Raw genomic sequence first — 19,760 nt, 5'->3', positions numbered from 1 at the left:
GAGATGCCAATGAAAAAAATAAGAGAAAAGCTACAATCCCAACAAAATGATTGTGGACCATGCTGTTTAGCAATGATTTTGGACTATTTAGGAAGAGATGTTGAGTTATCAGAACTATATAAATATAAAAATACCGCTGTTGGATGGAGCATGGGAGATATAAAGAACGTTGCAAAACAATTCGGTGTAGACGCTACTGTGTTTAGGATAGTTAATATGAAAGGGATGTCATCAATACTACTTCCAGCAATACTTTACTGGGATTTCTCACATTTTGTAGTGCTAGAAAAGTACAACGAGTTAGAGGTAACTATACTTGACCCTAATTATGGTCGAAAAACTCTTAACAAAGATACATTTATAAAATTCTTTTCAGGATACTGTATGGAGCTAAGACCAAATCAATCCTTTACAAAGCGAAAGTCATCCCTAAGAGATAAAGTATCTAAGATCAGAAACACAAAAATTTGGAATTTGAAATTTGGAAAAGTCTATCCTACTGTTTTGGTGGGTTACAATATATTATTATTAATTATACCTGTTTTAATAAGTAAATTAATAAATGAATTATCAACAAGAGACATTAATATAAATCAAGTAATTATTTTAATAGGTGTTATATGGTTAACAACTGGTTTGAACTATATTTTAGAAAAATTTCGGAATCAAAAAACAATAATTCTTGAAGAAAAATCAACAGTTAATATTTACGAGAAGTTATTTAGTCTAACTGAATCTGAAATATGCAGATACCATAGTGGCGACATCATGTCACGAATATCGATTAATCCTCAAATTTGTAGATTTTTGGCAGTTGAAGTACCTAATATGATTATCTCAATAATGCTTATTTTCTTTGCAAGTTTATATTTAATATTAAACACTGGAATCTATGCTTGTATGTTAATTTTGCTACTTTTACTAATTGCTATCATTAACTGTATATTCATCACTATTTTAATGAAATTATCCAAAAATGAAAGTTATAAACGGTCTATACTTCGAAGTGTTGCTAATGATGGTATTCTATCTTATAATTTTTTAATAGGATCAGGAATTACCTATCGTTATCTAAAAAAAATCAAAAGTAGTTTATCAGATTATGTACAGTCGCAGATTGATAGAGGAATTGTAGAAGCTAAATCAATAACATTCCAGCAAGCCACTTCGACATTCTTTTCTCTTCTAATTTCTATTATGAGCCTAGTTATAGTGTTATTGAATCCTGAAAGAAGTGGGGAAATTGCCTTAATCAGTTCTATGGCTATGATATTGTATTCTCCCACGATGGGAATTGTAAGTAGCCTAATTAACATGGCTAATCTGTATCCAAATATTGAAAGACTTGTAGACTTGGTAGGAGAAGAACAAATTCCTAAAACCTTTACGAAGATTCAAAACGGCACAGTTAATGTTGATGGGTTATCATATAGATACGACGACGCATCAACATATCTTTTCAAAAATCTTTCTTTCTCTCTTAAGGAAGGAGATACACTTTTTATAACTGGAAAATCAGGTACCGGCAAAACCTCCTTAGTAAAAATTTTACTAGGTTTACAAAGTATTAGTGGGGAAGGTAATGAAGGAAATATAATTATTGGAGGAGTTAACTTACTAGACCAAAACCTAGATTTAAGAAGAGATATTTGCTATATATCACATCCGTCAATTCTTTTTAAAGGCACTCTGAAATCAAATTTGAAATTATTCTGTCCAAACTATACTATTGAAGAACTGATGTTAGCAATTGATAAAGCAAATCTTTCAGATATATTTCCTCATGCTTTAAATATTGAAAATTTATTTATATTGGAAAATGGTACTAATTTTTCAACTGGTCAACGTCAAAGAATAGGAATGCTAAGATTATTTTTGCAAGAATATAAGGTTATTATTTTAGATGAGCCAACAAGTAATATGGATTCTGAAAACGCAAAAGCTATCATGGCAGCTATTAATGCTCTTGAATCAACCAAAATTATTATTACACATGATAATGAATTAATTCAACCTGGATCAAAACAATTAGAATTAGGAGTGGGAGAAAATGGATATACATTTAAATCATATAAGTAAGAAATATGGTAATCGAATTATTTTAAATGATGTCACTATTAGGATTCCTTCAGGGAAAATTTATGGGTTTATTGGTGCTAATGGAGCTGGTAAAACTACAACGATGAAAATCCTTACTGGATTATTACCTGCTACAAAAGGTAACATATACTTTGACGGTGTAAGTCTTAACGACTTAAAAAATCAGGAGTCAATAATAGGAGCTTTTATTAGTACACCAAGTTACTATAAAAACTTAACAGCTTATGAAAACTTAGCTATTATACAAGAAGTTCTCAAAAAACCGCAAGAAGAAATTGATCGAGTTTTGAATCTGGTGGGCCTAAGTGAGGTTCGCAATAAAGTTGTGTCTTCGTTCTCATTTGGTATGAAACAACGTCTTGGTTTAGCATTTGCTTTTTTAAATAATCCAGATATATTGGTATTAGATGAACCTACGAATGGATTAGATCCGAAAGGAATTGTTGAAATCAGAGAACTCTTATACAGACTAGCTAAAGAAGAAGGAAAAACGATTTTTATATCAAGTCACCATATTAGTGAAATAGAAACGATTGCAGATATGGTCGGTATAATACATGATGGTGAGCTTATTTTTGAGGGAACACTCTCTGAACTTTATAATAAAAGGGACAGCTCTTATCTTTTTGAAGTCGCAAATCCAGATGTTTTTGAACATATTTTGAGTGTTCGAGATATCTCTTTTATTCGAAAAGAATCGCATTTTGAAATAAATTCTTACAAAAAAGATATACCAAATTTAATAAAATTAATTGTACAAGAAGGAATCGATATTTTGGAGGTTTCACCAAATAAAAACCTAGAAAGAATCTTCTTAGACTTAACGAAAGGAGATAAAGTGTATGGTCACATTGATAAAAAATGAAATAAAGAGGTTTGTAGGAACCCCAACAGCCTTGTTATTGCTTGGCATTACTTTTTGTTTGCAAATGCTAGGAACGGTTTTTATCATTAAATCATTAGATGTGCAAGTTGGGGACATAGCACAAACACCTTTTCAGAAGTCTATGATAATTTTTTTAGGTTTTTCTGGATTGGTGAGTTTAGTGGTAAATGGTATTACTAACTTTTTTGTGACTTCAAGCGAGCACAATAACCATACTTGGGAATTGTTGCTTTTGGGGATAGGGAAGAAAAATAAAATTCTCTTTTCAAAATATTTTACAGTCATTCTATCTTTTATTTTTTATCAATTACTGTCAACTATTTTCTTTGTTATAGTTACACAGACCTATTTATCGTTAACGATTGATTGGTCTACGGTATTCTTAGTGTTATCATCAGCAATATTTTTCAGCTTACTCACGATCACACTTCAGTTTTGTACTCACCTACTAGAAAAAAATAGTTTATCTGCTCTAAGCAGTGTTATTATTCTTATTCTGTTGCAAACACTTTTCGCCTCTAATACTATATTTATTTATGTATTCCCGATAAATGGTATTTCTTATCTGATAACTTCTAGTATTCTCAATCCAATTACAATTTTAGTAATCACTTTAGAGAATATTATATGGAGTGGTGCTGTTCTTTTAGTAGTTTCTAAAAAGTTTCATCTTTAGGAGGGAATTATGTGGAAATTAGAATTATTAAAGTATAAGAGAACCTATTTAGCTCCCGTATTCATAGGGATAGGTATATTTTTAGTCATTTTTCAAAGCTACGCTGGATATACGATTAAAGAAATTCCAGCGAAGGTTTTATTTGTGACAGGTCTAGATTTATATAGTAATTTTTTACTACCAGTGATGATTCCTGTATTTCTTATCATTTCATTGCACCGTGAAGTTGAGAATACTGCTTTTCAAAACTTAACAATAAAAGGAATATCTAGTCAACAGATAAAGTGGTCTATAGTGAAATTTTATTGGATAGTAATGCCAATTTTATTTCTTTGTCACTTTTTGATTCCACTGATTTTTATTTCCTTGAGAGGAGAAAGTGCCCTTAATGTGATTATTGATAATAGCTTATTTTTACTGTTATCAATTTTAAGTATTATTGCACTCATCAATATTAGTCTACTGATACATCAGTCAAGCGGGAATTATGTATTACCTATTTTAACAGCTATTGTAGGAGTCGTTGTTGGACGTTTCCCTCTGGGAGAAATCACATGGATTGTTAACCCTTACTCCTATTTAAGTTATTTAGCAAATTTTAAATCATTTACTGTAACCCACTATTTAGCGTTTTTTCTAGTCTTTTCTTTGTCTTTTATTGGTATAATATTATGTAAGAAAAAAATAGATTTGAGTAAGACATGAGAAGAAATTTGTTAAGTACAGCGTATTATGCTTTGTTTATTACAGGACTAATCTATTTGTCCGCTAAATGCTTTCTAAATAACATCGAAAATATCTTGTTTTTGCTTGCTTTAAATGTATTATTGTTATTGGATTTTATTTTGCACAGAGCAATATCTACTAGGTCTAAGATTAGCAAATTTATTATTTGGTTAATCAGACTTTGTCAGTGTCACTCAATTTTGTTTGTCATAGGAGATTCCGCATTTCCTCCATGGATACAGTATATGATTGGCATTATAATCTATTCTTCGTTAATATCTATATCGCTCAGCTTGTTTTTTCAAAAGTTACAGACTTCTTTTTATCTATTTGTGATGATAGTAGGACTTCTATCGAGTGTAAGCTTACTTTTTCCAAGATTGACTAGTATTGCCTTTTCACTTTATTTGGTAGTTACGTTCGCGATGGCTCTCTTAATTGTTCTTCTAAGGAACAAGCAAACGTTTTATAGAAATGATTCCAATAGATTTTATTGGCTAATGTTATTAATCTTTTACCTCATGATTTGTTTCAGTTCTATTGGTTTCATTTTTTTTAATTCATCAGCTTTATTTTCTGGGTTCTGGTTATTTTATTTTTTAGCTCTAATTACAGGATTAATACTCATCTTGTTTTATCATAATGATGCAGTATTTAAACAAAAAGAACAATTATTAACACTTATTTTTCTGATTTTATTATATATTGTTCTGTTTATTCTAATTTTAAAGAGAACGAGTCTAGTTGTTCTTGAAACGGTAACAATTATTTTATATTTTCAGTACTTTTTCCAGTTAGTTGGAGAAAGTTATAGACTAATAACTGGAAGTAGGCAATCTGAACATGTAGGGATCAATTCAATTTTGAAAGAAGAAGCTTTAAAACAAGAGTTTGCGAATTTCCTGCATGATAATATTCTTCAAGATATCAATGCTTTAATTCAACTATCTCGTTTAGATAATCCAAGTGTATCAGTTAAAATTATTGAAGAAAGACTAGAGTATCTCAATACTTTTGTTCGTGAGCGAATGAATCAGTATAGTCCTCAATTACTAAAAGGCTTATCTTTGTATGATAACTATCGTATGATGCTAAAAGCATTTGAAAAACGTTACCCTAAAATGAATATTTCTCTGAACTTTTATTCAGCAAAAAACATAGCTATCTATCCTCCTTATGATTTTTTAATATATAGATGGTTAAGAGAGCTCGTTAATAACGCTTATAAGTATTCCAATGCTCAAACGGTTACTGTAAAATTGGCTAGAGATGGGCGAGAACTCTCTTTATCAGTTATGGATAATGGCTATTATCAAAAGTTAAAACCATTTAAACATGGACACGGATTATTAGTCTTGGAAGAACAAGTAAAGTCAGTAGGGGGGACTATTACTTTTGAGCAAGCGGACTCTAACGGATTAAGAGTCGATATCAAATTGATGATGGAGGGAGAGAAGGCAATTGAAAATTTTATTAATAGATGATCATATCCTGTTTGCAGAGAGTTTAGCCTTAACTATACATCAGTATCATCCGGATATCCACATTGATATATTGAATGATGAAGATGAATTTAAAAGCATTTTTTCAAAAGTAATTGAGTACCAAGTGATACTATTAGACATTAACTTAGACAATAAATTTAGTACGGATGGCTTTGGAATAGCTCAAGATATTTTAGAGGAATATCCTGATTCCAAGATAGCATTATTGACGGGATTTGATTTACCTGTATATGAATATCAAGCTCAGAAGATAGGAGTAAAGGCATTTGTTCCTAAAAATATAAGTTCCAAAAGATTAATTCAGATTCTTAAAGATATTTCCTATGGGAAAAATTATTTTCCAAATCAGAATTATTTTATAGATGAATTGACAGAACGCGAAAAAGAAATACTTATACATTTAGGAAATGGCGAAAAACGAAAAGACATTGCTAAATCCCTTTACATTTCTGATAGAACGCTAACGAATCATATTCAAAATATATTGGAAAAACTCGAAGTTGATTCAACGTTAAAAGCTGTTATAAAAGCTCAGAAGTTAGGATATATTAAGTAATTACCCTTTTTACTCATGATTTTGTATTGTAACTTAGATATACTGGTGTAAAGGAGGTTCAAATTCATGAAAAAAGTAATACCGTATGCGTTATTAACTCTATCAATGTTTTTTCTATTCAATGCCATCCGAATATATCTTGAGAGTAGGTCTCTGTATGTTGTCGATGTTTTGTTATTCATAGTCTTTCTAGTATGTAGTTTAAAATTTAGAAAGCTATAATGTAGAATAAATACAAAGATATACTATCTTCCAGATTGAAGAAAAAGTCCATTTTGGACAATTTTCTTCAATCTTTTTTCTTAATGTTGAAAATTAAAAACTCTTAGAAACACCGAAATATCAACATTTCTAAGAGTTTAATGATTTGTTATCTTTCGCAAACTTTTTCTATTTTTTCTATTTTTAGGAGTTTGTCTACGTTCTGAAAGATATACTATCTTCTACATTTGATAAGTTATAAATTATTCAGATGGTCATAATTTGGTTGTTAAAAAGACCCATTGCCAGCTGTAGCAGGAGACATATAATCTATAGGAGAGAGGAGCAGATTGATTCTATCTTTTTGATGTTAAGTTAGTTTAGAATTTTGTTTCTGAAGTTTGTAACTTGTCGAAAACTGAGTGACTGACGTTTGATATCCTTGATGAGCTTATCGATTGCGTTAAATTAGTGTTAGAATAGGGAAATTCAGTCAGATAGCAGTTCTAACTGCTGTTGTACGACAGAGGTTGAGAAAGGGAGTCTTTAGGTAGTGGAAGTGTCGGTGAGTTTTTCGGTGTAGTATTGAGTAATCTTTATGTAGATGGGTTGTGAGATTTGGTGTTTTTCGTGATGAGAGACACTTCAGTGACTGTCATCTGTTTACAGGATTTACACTGAAGAAGACATCTTTGGGTTTTAACATAGTTGGCATCTCTTTGATATTCAGAATAGATACTGTAGATTTATGTTGGAAATAACATCTGACTAAGGCAGTTTGGAGCTGGGTAATCAAGTTCATGCTGAATAGTGATATGCGTGTTGACTTGAAAAAGTAGTCTCGATTTGATGTTCTTATTTTCTAATTCGAAGAGTACTGTTGTATTCTAAAATTGTTCCATAAGCACTTCCTAATGATGGTTAGGGAGGTCTTGTGGAACTTTTTTGTATACTCAAAAAACTATAGCCTCTGTATAGATTGTTACTACAGAAATTATATGATAAGTCTTTTATTGTAGTATATCTAAAAAATATTTAGCTTAAATTATTCTACAAAGTAGTTAATCCGGTAAATAAAGTTATTTGGCTCAGTTTTAAAGTAATTGGAGTGAAAATTTTTAATTTTCTTAAAGAGTCATTATAGCTATATTTTCTTGAAAAGATGTTTGAGCACCAATTTTTGAAAATTAGTTCAGTAGAATTTGGAATAGAGCTGACTACTTCAAAACGCAACGAACTATAATTCAACATCTTTATCTATTGAATAGGTTCTAGTTTGCTATTTTTGATTTTTACAGAGTATAATTTGTAGTTATTCATATTTTTTGTGTGATAAATTTTCCAAGTCATTCTTGTTATGATGTGGTTATCACTAATAAAGGAGTAAGCCATGTTAAACAAAGTGAAAGCTCGATTTCTGATTGGAGTCGGAGGTTTAATCGCAGTCAGTTTTATGGTCATGATTGGCTACACGATTGGCTCACAAACCATTTCAAAGCAAACAGAGAACCAAATACGAGCAGAAGCCAATAAACTTGTTTCAAAGAAAAATCAGGAGGAAAGAGCGACAGTCCTATCAGATGAGCTTGTCAAAGAATTTCTCACTCAATATTATACAAAGGTCCAGCTAGGAGAAAATAACAGTCGTATCAAAACCTACATGACGGATTCGGCATTTTCAGAAGAGGAAGCAAATCAGAATAAAGCGATCAATCAAGTTTATAAAGACTATATGCTTGACTATCGATTTGAATCAGCCAGTATCTATGTCAATACAGAAAGCAATGTTGCACTTGCGGAAGTTTCCTATCAAGTGACTTATGTTTCTGATTTGAGTGAGCAACAACAGCGAACAACTCAGACAGAAACCAAGACAATTATGTTATCCTACTCCAAAGTTTCCGACAAGCTCCTGGTTAATCAGTTGACTATTTGGAATGGGAAACTGGAGGACATGAAAGAAGCCACAAATGGTGCTAATTCCAGCATACCAACGCAACAAGTGAGAACAACTAGCAGGAGACAGTCTTCTGCTTTTTTTGATAGGGAGACAAGATGACACGAATTAAAGTAGTAAAACAAAAGGCCATTTTAGATGTGGCTGAAAGTCTGGGTTATTCCTTCAGACGTTTATCAGGACACATTTATGAACACCCAGACCATGATTCCTTTCGGATTTTTGCCGATACCAATACTTTCAAATGGTTTTCAAGAGATATACAAGGGGATGTAATTGACTTTGTTCAATTAGTGGCAGGTGTTTCTTTCAAAGAGGCTGTGTCTTATCTTGAAACTGGAGATTTTGAACAGACCAAAGTAATAGAAGAGGTTTATCAACCGTTTCAATATTATTTGCGTGAAGAACCCTTTCAGCAAGCACGTATTTACTTAAAAGACATCCGTGGCCTAAGTGATCAGACTATCAAATCCTTTGGCAGACAAGGATTGCTTGCTCAAGCTACTTATCAAGCGGAGTCGGTTTTAGTGTTTAAAAGTTATGACCATAATGGTGTCTTACAGGCAGCGAGCCTTCAAGGTCTCGTCAAAAATGAAGAAAAACACGATCGAGGGTATTTGAAGAAAATCATGAAAGGCTCAAAAGGCTATGTCGGTATTAGTTTCGATATTGGGAATCCTAAGCGACTCATTTTTTGTGAATCAGTTATCGATATGATGAGTTATTATCAGCTTTACCAAAAGCAATTATCCGATGTTCGCCTGATTTCAATGGAAGGTTTAAAACTTTCTGTGATTGCTTATCAGACCTTGCGTCTAGCAGCAGAGGAACAGGGGAAATTGGCATTTCTAGATACAGTAAATCCAAGCAGACTTAGTCATTATCTTCAGGCAATACAAGAGACGACAACCTTCTTCCAAACTCATTCAAATGCATTAACATTGGCTGTTGATAACGATGAGGCAGGAAGAGAATTTTGTCAGAAACTGTCAGATAAAGGACTTCCGCTTTCTCAAGATTTACCACCATTGCAAGGACTTGAAACAAAGTTAGATTGGAATGATATTGTGAAACGACAAAAGGAATTATCTTTAAGAGATCTTATCCAGTCAGCCCAAACAAAAGTCATTAGAGATCATCCTCCACCTAAACGAGAGCACACTTTTGATGTGATAACAAAATCAAGTCCGCTATCATAATCTAGAATGTGACAAGGAGGACACCCTATGAGTGTGATTGAACGTCTGGCTGAAAAAGTAGCTAGACAAGAAGAAAAGGTCTCACGTGAGACGGAGAAATTGGAACACTATCGTGACCAACTACAAACAGCTATGTACAGTACCTTTATCAAACGGCAACAATCTAGTCAGTTGTCATTTCATGAAGCACTAGAGCAAGCCTTTGGTAAAGAAACCACACTACACCCAAATTACAGAAATGAGGATACAGAATGAGTAAAACATGGAATTTTGATCAGCCACTAGATGATGTGAAACCAACATCATCCCATGAAGAACGAGCAAAAATTGCAGCACTTTTCCATAAACAAGATGAAAAACCAATTGAAGAAGTAGACTATGTGGCTGCTTTTGAACAGCAACAAAAGGAGTCAGAATCTAAAGATGTACAGACGCCCGAATCAAAAGTTAAACAAAGCCAGCCGAAGAAAGTAAATATCACAAGCGACTATAAACAACACTTGGCAGACACTATTGCACAAAACAACAAGGATATTTCAGCCTGTCAAAAGCAAATTGAAGAACTTCATCAATTGATTGATGAAAAGAAAATCCAAAATAAAAAGTTGCAGGCTATTTCAGTAGCCATTGATGATTTATAAGTCAGGTAGTCCTATGCGGGCTACCTGACTTATAATTGAAGGAGAAGATAATGAAATTTTTTCAAAAGAAAAAACAGAACCAGGATCAATTTAAACGACTGATTCATCGACTATCAGAGATGTCAGATAGTGAACTAACCAAAGTAGAGCAACTCCTAGATGTGGTCTTTGATTCAAGTTTCAAGTCTAGTGAGAGAGTGGAAATATCTAGGGACATTATAACCGATGAGGAACAAATTCTTGATAAGTCAATCCAAGAAGCGAAAAATAAACTGAATACTGAGCAGTTGGAGAAGCGAATAGAGGAGTTTAAGCAATCGAAGAAACCTAAAAACGGATAATGCACCAAATATGGTGCGTTATCCGTTTTTTATGGTATAATGAAAGCAAATATGAGGAGGTCTTTATCTATGATCGGAGACAATATAAAATCACTACGCCGAACACACGATTTAACACAGCCAGAATTTGCGAAAATGGTTGGGATTTCACGCAATAGCCTGAGTCGCTACGAAAATGGTACCAGCACTGTTTCAACTGAACTCATCGACCGTATTTGTCAGAAATTTAACGTTTCTTATGTCGATATTGTAGGAGAGGACAAGATGTTAACACCTGTCGAAGATTACCATCTGACTTTAAAAGTAGAAGTGATAAAAGAACGTGGAGCAGCCATTTTATCAAAGCTTTATAGATACCAGGATAGTCAAGATATTGTTTTTGATGATGAATCTAATCCTTGGATTTTGATGAGTGATGACTTGGCCGAATTGATCAATACGAAAATTTACCTTGTCGCTACTTTCGATGAAATAGAGCGTTACAATGGCTATTTAGATGGTATAGAGCGGATGTTAGACATGGTGCATCATCGGGTGGTGGCTTAATGAGACTGGAAGAATTTAGTGAGGCTGAGTTTCAGAAGGCCTTGCAGCGAACCATTCGGGCCTTAACCCGAGGAAAGACGATTCCAGATCAACCGAAAGCTATCTTGCTTGGTGGACAAAGCGGAGCAGGTAAGACGACTATTCATCGTATCAAGCAAAAGGAATTTCAAGGTAATATCATTATTATCGATGGTGACAGCTACCGTTCTCAGCATCCCAATTACTTAGCCCTGCAAGAAAAGTATGGCAAGGATAGCGTGGACTATACCAAGGGATTTGCAGGAAAAATGGTAGAACAGTTGGTTGATGAACTCAGTACGCAAGGCTACCATTTGCTGATTGAGGGAACCTTGCGAACTACTCAAGTTCCTCGTCAGACTGCTCAATTATTATCTTCTAAAGGTTACCAAGTTTCCTTAGCAGTGATTGGTACCAAACCAGAGCTTTCTTATCTCAGCACCTTGATTCGTTACGAAGAGCTTTATGCCATCGATCCGACTCAGGCTAGAGCAACACCAAAAGAACACCACGATGGGATTGTTGAGAACTTGGTTGATAACTTGAGGGAGTTAGAAAGTGAAAATCTCTTTGACCAGATTCAAATTTATCAAAGAGATAGAACTTGTATCTATGATTCTGAAACTGCTGAAGGTTCCGCAGCAGAAGTGCTACAAGAATGCCTATTTGGAAAATGGAGCAAGGTAGAGGAGGAGATGGTGAAGGAGAGTGAACTCCTACTTAAGGAATTACTTGAGAAAAATAAATAATTGATTTTAAAGATAATATTTTTTTGGGGGTTAGAATTGCGAGGATTTAATAATAAGATAAAATCTGTTTATCGAGAATTAAAACAAAAAGAATATATCCAAGTGATTAAGAATAAGCTTGTTGTAACTGAAAAAGGAAAATTATTGTGCCAGGCAGTTGAAAGTCAGCACCTTTTAACGAGTGCTGAAATGACGGCTAAATGGGAAACGTATTTAAAAAAAATCGGTAAAAGAGAAGGCAATCAAGAAAACTTTATTAATAATATCAAGAAGTTTATCGTTCATTTACTGGAAGCTGTACCTAACGATATAGAAAAACTAAATTTTTCTGATTACCAGGTACAGAAAGAAAAAGAAGCTGAAAAAAGTATTGTAGGAAAATGTCCTAAGTGTGGTAACAATATTGTATTAAAAAAATCGTTTTATGGTTGTTCAAATTATCCTGAATGTAAGTTTACTTTAGCTGAACATTTTAGAAAGAAAAAACTAACCAAAACAAATGTAAAAGAATTACTAGAGGGAAAAGAAACCCTGGTAAAAGGAATCAAAACGAAAGATAAAAAGTCCTACAATGCCGTTGTAAAAATTGGAGAAAAGGGATATATTGATTTTATATCTTTCTCAAAATAAACATAAAAGCCCTTTAAATAGGGCTTTTATATATTAATCACAAATCACTTATCACAAATCACAAGTGATTTGTGATAAAATAAGAATAAGAAGAAATAGAAAGAAGTGAGAGATCGTGGGAAATTTAGGCGCACAGAAAGCAAAACGAAATGATACGCCAATCAGCGCAAAAAAAGATATAATGGGGGATAAGACGGTTCGTGTTCGTGCTGACTTGCACCATATCATAAAAATCGAAACAGCAAAGAATGGCGGAAACGTAAAAGAAGTTATGGAAATAAGACTTAGAAGCAAACTTAAGAGTGTGTTGATAGTGCAGTATCTTAAAATTTTGTATAATAGGAATTGAAGTTAAATTAGATGCTAAAAATTTGTAATTAAGAAGGAGGGATTCGTCATGTTGGTATTCCAAATATGCGTTATCAAATGCGTTATGTAGATAAAACATCTACTGTTTTGAAACAGACTAAAAACAGTGATTACGCAGATAAATAAATACGTTAGATTAATTCCTACCAGTGACTAATCTTATGACTTTTTAAACAGATAACTAAAATTACAAACAAATCGTTTAACTTCTGTATTTGTTTATAGATGTAATCACTTCAGGAGTGATTAAATGAACAAAAATATAAAATATTCTCAAAACTTTTTAACGAGTGAAAAAGTACTCAACCAAATAATAAAACAATTGAATTTAAAAGAAACCGATACCGTTTACGAAATTGGAACAGGTAAAGGGCATTTAACGACGAAACTGGCTAAAATAAGTAAACAGGTAACGTCTATTGAATTAGACAGTCATCTATTCAACTTATCGTCAGAAAAATTAAAACTGAATACTCGTGTCACTTTAATTCACCAAGATATTCTACAGTTTCAATTCCCTAACAAACAGAGGTATAAAATTGTTGGGAATATTCCTTACCATTTAAGCACACAAATTATTAAAAAAGTGGTTTTTGAAAGCCGTGCGTCTGACATCTATCTGATTGTTGAAGAAGGATTCTACAAGCGTACCTTGGATATTCACCGAACACTAGGGTTGCTCTTGCACACTCAAGTCTCGATTCAGCAATTGCTTAAGCTGCCAGCGGAATGCTTTCATCCTAAACCAAAAGTAAACAGTGTCTTAATAAAACTTACCCGCCATACCACAGATGTTCCAGATAAATATTGGAAGCTATATACGTACTTTGTTTCAAAATGGGTCAATCGAGAATATCGTCAACTGTTTACTAAAAATCAGTTTCATCAAGCAATGAAACACGCCAAAGTAAACAATTTAAGTACCGTTACTTATGAGCAAGTATTGTCTATTTTTAATAGTTATCTATTATTTAACGGGAGGAAATAATTCTATGAGTCGCTTTTGTAAATTTGGAAAGTTACACGTTACTAAAGGGAATGTAGATAAATTATTAGGTATACTACTGACAGCTTCCAAGGAGCTAAAGAGGTCCCTAGCGCCTACGGGGAATTTGTATCGATAAGGGGTACAAATTCCCACTAAGCGCTCGGGACCCCTTGTAGGAAAATGTCCTAAGTGTGGCAACAATATTGTATTAAAAAAATCGTTTTATGGTTGTTCAAATTATCCTGAATGTACCTTCACTTTAGCTGAACATTTTAGAAAGAAAAAACTCACCAAAACAAATGTAAAAGAATTACTAGAGGGAAAAGAAACCCTGGTAAAAGGAATCAAAACGAAAGATAGAAAGTCCTACAATGCCGTTGTAAAAATCGGAGAAAAGGGATATATTAGTTTTCTTTTGTTAGCAGAAGCTATCTTAAAAAATGAAATAGAAATAGTTGTAGTAACTGATCATAATACTACCAAAGGTATTAAAAAACTTCAAACAGCAGTTTCAATTATAACGAGAACCTATCCGACTTATAATATACATCCTCATATTTTACATGGAGTAGAAATTAGTGCAGCAGATAAGTTACATATTGTTTGTATATACGATCATGAAAAAGAATCTTGGGTTAATCAATGGTTATGTGAAAATATTATAAGTGAAAAAGATGGAAGTTATCAGCATTCGTTGACTATCATGAAAGATTTTAATAATCAAAACATAATTAACTACATTGCTCATTTCAATAGTTATAATATTTTGAAAAAAGGTTCTCACTTGTCGGGTGCATATAAGAGACAAGTTTTTACAAAAGAAAATACACGATTTATTGGTGTAAAAAATATAAATTCTGTTGAAGGATCGAAAAATCGTTTATTGACAGATTTTAATTGTGAACCAAATTTTTTATTAGATAATGATTCACATGATATTGATTCAGTCGGAAAGAATAATATGTGGATAAAAGGTGGAAAGATTTCTTTTAAAATGTTCCAAGAAGCTTTGCTTGATTACACTGTATCAGTAAGTTTATTTGAACCAAATTTTGAACAAAAGTCTTACATAAAAGGTTTATACATTCAAAGTCGTGGAGGCGATAGAAGTTTTCTTACAGGTGATAAGTTAGAAAAAGATAGAGACTTCTTTTTAACATTCTCACCATCTATGAACTGTTTAATTGGAGGGAGAGGTACAGGGAAAAGTACACTAATAGATATGTTACAATTTGTACTTTCTCAGGATTGCGACAAGCAGAGTAAATTAGAATTCCTATGTAACCATGCAAATGCTTTTGTACTCTATGTTTTAGAGGATGCTGAATATATCATTGAGGTTAGTTTGCCAGATGTCTTGCAGGAAAATAGGGACAATATCTTACAATATTATGGGCAAAATCGTGAGAATAGGTATGGATATCCTTATAACTACAATTCTGACTCTATCAAAGAGTGGACACGCTCTCAATATACGAAAGTATACAAAGTTGAGGGAAAATTTTTCAAATTAGTTGATAAAACTAGAATATTAGAAAAAATGTTTGATAGGAGATATTCTGTTAATGAGTTGGTTAGAACAGCGGATGGAGAAAAAATTACAGAATTTATTTCCGACTTAATGCTAAAAAATAAAAATTTACCGAGACCAAACTATGGTTTAAGAACTCAGACTCTAGAATCATTCGAAGCTAAACTACAGGAACTTGATAAATATAGGAGAGTTCGTAAGGATTCAATACTCAAAATAATTGATGATTTCAATCAAACTCAAGTTGGTAAGTTAAGAATCTGTTATGAGCAAATTGATAGATGGGAAGTACCAGATTTTGAAAGCACTCTTTTCAAAAGTAATTCAACTCTCAATTTCTCATTTGAAAATTATAGAATTAGTAAGCGGGATGTTGCAGATATTCTATACCTTGTTTATCAGGAGTTAGGAATAAAAGGATTTGTTAACGTTATTTTGAAACAAAATATTCCTAATAGGTATTTTATATTATTAAAAAATATTTCTGAGGAGAATTTTGCAAAACATGAGAATAAGTGGAGAAATAATTCCGAGATTAATGATTCTAACATACCCTATTTAAAAACTAGTATTTATTCTTTAATCGCAAATAGTAGTTTACTAGATGAGTTAAAGAGAGTGCTAAAAGAACACGTAGCCAATGAAAGACTTTTTTTGGAGTTTAACATTAACTCAAAAGAAACATCACAACATCTTGACATTCTTTATAAAGAAGTTAGTGTATTAAGTTTGGGTCAAAAAGTTGTAGCGATGTTAGATTTTTTACTAGCATATAGTGATTATTCAAAGGATTTCAGACCATTAATTATTGATCAACCTGAAGATAATTTGGATAACCGCTATATATACAGACATTTAGTTCAACAGTTTAGAGACGTGAAAGCTCAACGACAAATTATTTTAGCAACCCATAATGCGACAATTGTAACAAATTCCATGACCGATCAAGTGGTAATTATGGAATCAGATGGGGCTCATGCTTGGATTGAATCACAGGGATATGTTAGTGAAAAATTTATAAAAAACCATATTATCAATCAATTGGAAGGTGGAAGAGACTCATTTAAACATAAGATGTCCATATATGAGACAGCTCTTTCTGAATAATATAAGGAAATGAAAAGTAGGTTAGAAATATCCTACTTTTTGTTTTGTGATACCTTTTCCAAATCACCTCTATTATCCTAATATCATTCCTAAAAAAATCAATCCATGATTTTTCACTGGGGGTTTGGGGGCGAAGCCACCAAGTTATCTTATCATCGGCTATCAAAACTCAAAGGTTTTGGTCGGCTGGCGATAAGATTTTTGGGATATTGTGGACACAATATCTGAGCTCGCAAAGACCTAAAAGGAAGGTGTTATGCAGTGCCGTGTCCAATACGAGGGCGGGGTTGTACCGATAATAAAGAATTAGGAGAATGCTGGATGGAAAACTTAGTTAGAGAGATTCGTAAGGAAGTAAATTTTTCGGAAAAAGAGTATCAACAGATACAAAATTTGATGGTTCAAGAGGGATATGAGCAGTTCTCTCCTTTTGCTAGAGGTAAATTATTGAAAATAGACCACCAATCATCTCAGCAGCTTGAAGAATGGATAAAATATTTACAGCACCAAAAAGTAGAACAGATTTACCGGGATGTACATGAAATACTTGTTCTGGCAAAGTTGTCTCAATCAGTTACTATGGAACATCTTGAAATCATCCTGACTTGTATCAAAGACTTGATGAAGGAAATTGAGGTAACTATTCCATTAAGCTATTCATTCAAAGACAAGTACATGGGGTAAGTTATTATGGAAAATCGTTATCGAACCAATTTGAAAAAGGTGTATTTGAGTGATCAAGAATTAATTATCCTCAACAAAAATCTTGCTCAGAGTCAGTGTCCAAACTTTTCGCATTATGCCAGAAAAACCTTACTCAATCCTGGTATGAATTATATCACAATCGATACAAGAGGTTTTCAAGACCTGATTTTTGAAATTCGTAGGATTGGAAATAATATAAACCAGATTGCACGTTCGGTAAATCAAAGCCACCTACTTAGTCTTCAACAAGTCAAAGAATTGCAGCTCGGTATAGCAGAGTTAGAAAAACAGTTACAACAAGATTTTGATATAAAGTGTCAACGATTGAGAGAATTTTATGGTCATCACTAAGCACTATGCTGTTCATGGGAAAAAATACCGACGTCAATTGATTAAGTATATTCTTGATCCTAAGAAAACCAGTAATTTATCGTTGATTTCAGATTTTGGGATGAGTAATTATCTTGATTTTCCTGACTATATAGAGCTTGTAAAGATGTATCAAAATAATTTCCTATCAAATGACCAACTATACGATTCACGGTTTGATAGACAAGAGAAAAAGCAACAGAAAATACATGCTCATCATATCATTCAGTCTTTCTCACCTGAAGATAAATTAAGCCCAGAGGAAATCAATCGTATTGGCTATGAAACGATAAAAGAGTTGACAGGGGGGCAATATAAATTTATTGTTGCCACTCATGTTGATCAGGACCATTGTCATAATCATATTATTATCAACTCAATCAATAGCCAATCTCAAAAAAAGTTGAAGTGGGACTACGTTCTTGAAAGAAATTTACAAATGATTTCGGATAGAATTTCTAAAGTAGCTGGTGCAAAAATTATTCCCCTTAAACGCTATTCTCATAGGGATTACGAGGTCTATCGCAGTTCTAATCACAAATACGAATTGAAGCAGAGATTATTTTTTCTAATGGAAAACTCAATTGACTTCAATGATTTTATGCAAAAAGCTGAGCAACTAAATGTCAAAATAGATTTCTCAAGGAAACATAGCCGATTTTTTATGACAGATAGAAATATGAAGCAAGTCATTCGAGGAGATATGCTGAATAAGAGAGAACCCTATTCAAAAGAATATTTTCAACATTACTTTGCTAAGAGAAAGATTGAACTGATTTTAGAATTTTTATTGCCAAGATCCAACTCATTTGATGATTTAGTTGAGAAAGCTGGGTTACTGGGAATGGAATTGAAGAGCAAGATAAAAACGATAGATTTTGTTCTTACTGATGGAAAAAGCTGCATTTCCATACCAAATAAGTCATTAAGTAAGAAAAATCGTTATGATACTACGTATTTTGATAGTTATTTCAAGGAACATGATCTAGTTAAAGTGCTTCATAATAGTGAAGTAAAAATGGAATTTGAAAAATTTGAGATGCAACTGTATTCAGACATATTGACCGTAGAAGAAATAACCGAAGCTTATGAAACGTACAAGACTAAGAGAGATGCTGTGCATGAGTTTGAAGTTGAGATTGCTGAAGAGCAAGTTGAAAAGGTGGTTTCAGATGGGCTTTACATTAAAGTTTGGATGGGGATTGGACAAGAAGGACTAATCTTCATTCCAAATTATCAACTAAATATCGTAGAACAAGAAAATAAGAAACAGTATCAGGTGTTTATTCGAGAAACATCTTCTTATTTCATTTATCATAAAGAGGACTCAGAAAAAAATCGTTTTATGAAAGGAAGAGACTTGATTCGCCAATTGACATATGATAATAGGTCTCTACCATATAAGAAACGAATAAGTTTGGTAGATCTTCAACAAAAAATTGAAGAAATCAATTTGTTAATGACACTGGACACTCAAAACAAATCATTTCTTGAGGTAAAAGATGAATTGGTTGAAGAAATTGCACAGCTAGATATTGATTTGACAAATCTACAAGAAAAAACTGCCACCTTAAACAAGATGGCAGAAGTAGTTGTTAACCTAAAAAGTGAGAATCCAGATGCTAAGCGATTAGCTAAGTATGAATGTTCCAAGATGAATTTATAGAAGGATGTAACGATTGGACAGATTGAATATGAGATTGAAATGATACAGAATCAGCTAGACAATAAAATCGAAGAATACGAAAATGCGGTGAGGAAGTTGGATGAATACGTAAGAGTTTTAAATATGGATAAATACAAGACAGACGATTTTTCCATTAAAATTGATTAAATGTTCAAAATTCCAACATATTCTTGTTGATTTTTGATATAATGTAAAAAAACAACAAAGGATTAAACATGAATAAACGAGAACGACTGGAAGAAATTACACGTTTGGTAAACAAAAAAGGTACTA

At 32.7% G+C, this 19,760-nt stretch carries 18 protein-coding genes and 3 pseudogenes; all 21 read left to right on the top strand.

The features are described from left to right. The first annotated feature begins 9 nt into the window (after positions 1 to 9). Positions 10 to 2,079 (top strand): cysteine peptidase family C39 domain-containing protein, encoded by a 2,070-nt coding sequence (locus ODU37_RS08230; protein WP_238138767.1) that lies wholly within the window; start codon positions 10 to 12, stop codon positions 2,077 to 2,079. Beyond that, positions 2,051 to 2,965 carry an ABC transporter ATP-binding protein gene (locus ODU37_RS08225; RefSeq protein ID WP_105105943.1) on the top strand — a complete coding sequence of 305 codons (915 nt, stop codon included), beginning with the start codon at positions 2,051 to 2,053 and terminating at the stop codon, positions 2,963 to 2,965. The genes ODU37_RS08230 and ODU37_RS08225 overlap by 29 nt, the downstream gene beginning before the upstream one ends. After that, on the top strand, positions 2,943 to 3,662 hold the full coding sequence (locus ODU37_RS08220; RefSeq protein ID WP_105202452.1) for an ABC transporter permease: 720 nt from the start codon (positions 2,943 to 2,945) through the stop codon (positions 3,660 to 3,662). Before ODU37_RS08225 ends, ODU37_RS08220 begins: the two co-directional genes overlap by 23 nt. Before the next feature lie 9 nt (positions 3,663 to 3,671). Further along, positions 3,672 to 4,367, top strand: coding sequence for an ABC transporter permease (locus ODU37_RS08215; RefSeq protein WP_105202451.1), 696 nt, complete (start codon positions 3,672 to 3,674; stop codon positions 4,365 to 4,367). Between the two features lie 650 nt (positions 4,368 to 5,017). Beyond that, a complete protein-coding gene (locus ODU37_RS08210; protein ID WP_235181381.1) occupies positions 5,018 to 5,872 on the top strand; it encodes a sensor histidine kinase in 855 nt (284 codons plus the stop codon). Then, on the top strand, positions 5,850 to 6,449 hold the full coding sequence (locus ODU37_RS08205; protein ID WP_105158868.1) for a response regulator transcription factor: 600 nt from the start codon (positions 5,850 to 5,852) through the stop codon (positions 6,447 to 6,449). The genes ODU37_RS08210 and ODU37_RS08205 overlap by 23 nt, the downstream gene beginning before the upstream one ends. 1,591 nt (positions 6,450 to 8,040) lie before the next feature. Then, positions 8,041 to 8,709 carry a peptidylprolyl isomerase gene (locus ODU37_RS08200; protein ID WP_249562497.1) on the top strand — a complete coding sequence of 223 codons (669 nt, stop codon included), beginning with the start codon at positions 8,041 to 8,043 and terminating at the stop codon, positions 8,707 to 8,709. Further along, a complete protein-coding gene (locus tag ODU37_RS08195; protein ID WP_249562498.1) occupies positions 8,706 to 9,806 on the top strand; it encodes a toprim domain-containing protein in 1,101 nt (366 codons plus the stop codon). Before ODU37_RS08200 ends, ODU37_RS08195 begins: the two co-directional genes overlap by 4 nt. Positions 9,807 to 9,833: 27 nt before the next feature. Beyond that, entirely contained in the window at positions 9,834 to 10,061 is a 228-nt protein-coding gene (locus ODU37_RS08190; RefSeq protein ID WP_000110922.1) for a DUF5965 family protein, read from the top strand. Continuing rightward, positions 10,058 to 10,447, top strand: coding sequence for a DUF5945 family protein (locus ODU37_RS08185; protein WP_000048066.1), 390 nt, complete (start codon positions 10,058 to 10,060; stop codon positions 10,445 to 10,447). The genes ODU37_RS08190 and ODU37_RS08185 overlap by 4 nt, the downstream gene beginning before the upstream one ends. 50 nt (positions 10,448 to 10,497) lie before the next feature. Beyond that, positions 10,498 to 10,788: a hypothetical protein gene (locus tag ODU37_RS08180; protein ID WP_000667951.1), complete on the top strand. Its 291-nt coding sequence runs from the start codon at positions 10,498 to 10,500 to the stop codon at positions 10,786 to 10,788. Positions 10,789 to 10,857: 69 nt separating this feature from the next. Continuing rightward, a complete protein-coding gene (gene pezA, locus ODU37_RS08175) occupies positions 10,858 to 11,334 on the top strand; it encodes a type II toxin-antitoxin system antitoxin PezA (protein WP_000578719.1) in 477 nt (158 codons plus the stop codon). Next, positions 11,334 to 12,101, top strand: a complete 768-nt coding sequence (pezT, locus tag ODU37_RS08170) for a type II toxin-antitoxin system toxin PezT (protein WP_001235242.1) — start codon at positions 11,334 to 11,336, stop codon at positions 12,099 to 12,101. The genes pezA and pezT overlap by 1 nt, the downstream gene beginning before the upstream one ends. A 63-nt stretch (positions 12,102 to 12,164) precedes the next feature. Continuing rightward, positions 12,165 to 12,731: pseudogene (locus tag ODU37_RS08165) on the top strand (topoisomerase DNA-binding C4 zinc finger domain-containing protein); the annotation flags it as partial. Positions 12,732 to 12,846: 115 nt separating this feature from the next. Next, complete coding sequence (locus ODU37_RS08160) at positions 12,847 to 13,080, top strand: peptide-binding protein (protein ID WP_020220349.1); 234 nt, start codon at positions 12,847 to 12,849, stop codon at positions 13,078 to 13,080. A gap of 65 nt (positions 13,081 to 13,145) precedes the next feature. Beyond that, positions 13,146 to 13,226: a 23S rRNA methyltransferase attenuator leader peptide ErmL gene (locus ODU37_RS08155; RefSeq protein WP_032501554.1), complete on the top strand. Its 81-nt coding sequence runs from the start codon at positions 13,146 to 13,148 to the stop codon at positions 13,224 to 13,226. A gap of 124 nt (positions 13,227 to 13,350) precedes the next feature. Further along, complete coding sequence (gene erm(B) / locus ODU37_RS08150; RefSeq protein ID WP_001038796.1) at positions 13,351 to 14,088, top strand: 23S rRNA (adenine(2058)-N(6))-methyltransferase Erm(B); 738 nt, start codon at positions 13,351 to 13,353, stop codon at positions 14,086 to 14,088. A gap of 169 nt (positions 14,089 to 14,257) precedes the next feature. Next, positions 14,258 to 16,726, top strand: a pseudogene (locus tag ODU37_RS08145) (Spaf_1101 family AAA-like ATPase); the annotation flags it as partial. 321 nt (positions 16,727 to 17,047) lie between these two features. Beyond that, the gene (locus ODU37_RS08140; protein ID WP_105159120.1) at positions 17,048 to 17,410 is read left to right on the top strand and encodes an SAG1252 family conjugative relaxosome accessory protein; all 363 of its coding nucleotides are present in this window, start codon (positions 17,048 to 17,050) and stop codon (positions 17,408 to 17,410) included. A 6-nt stretch (positions 17,411 to 17,416) separates the two neighbouring features. Beyond that, on the top strand, positions 17,417 to 17,782 hold the full coding sequence (gene mobC / locus ODU37_RS08135) for a plasmid mobilization relaxosome protein MobC (protein WP_105159119.1): 366 nt from the start codon (positions 17,417 to 17,419) through the stop codon (positions 17,780 to 17,782). Further along, positions 17,769 to 19,634, top strand: a pseudogene (locus ODU37_RS08130) (SAG1250 family conjugative relaxase). Before mobC ends, ODU37_RS08130 begins: the two are co-directional and overlap by 14 nt. Positions 19,635 to 19,760 lie beyond the last annotated feature (126 nt).

Origin of the sequence: Streptococcus sp. 2021WUSS109 (assembly GCF_044427305.1) — a bacterium.
Classification (GTDB): Bacteria; Bacillota; Bacilli; order Lactobacillales; family Streptococcaceae; genus Streptococcus; species Streptococcus suis.
This window is presented reverse-complemented; position numbering and strand designations above follow the sequence as displayed.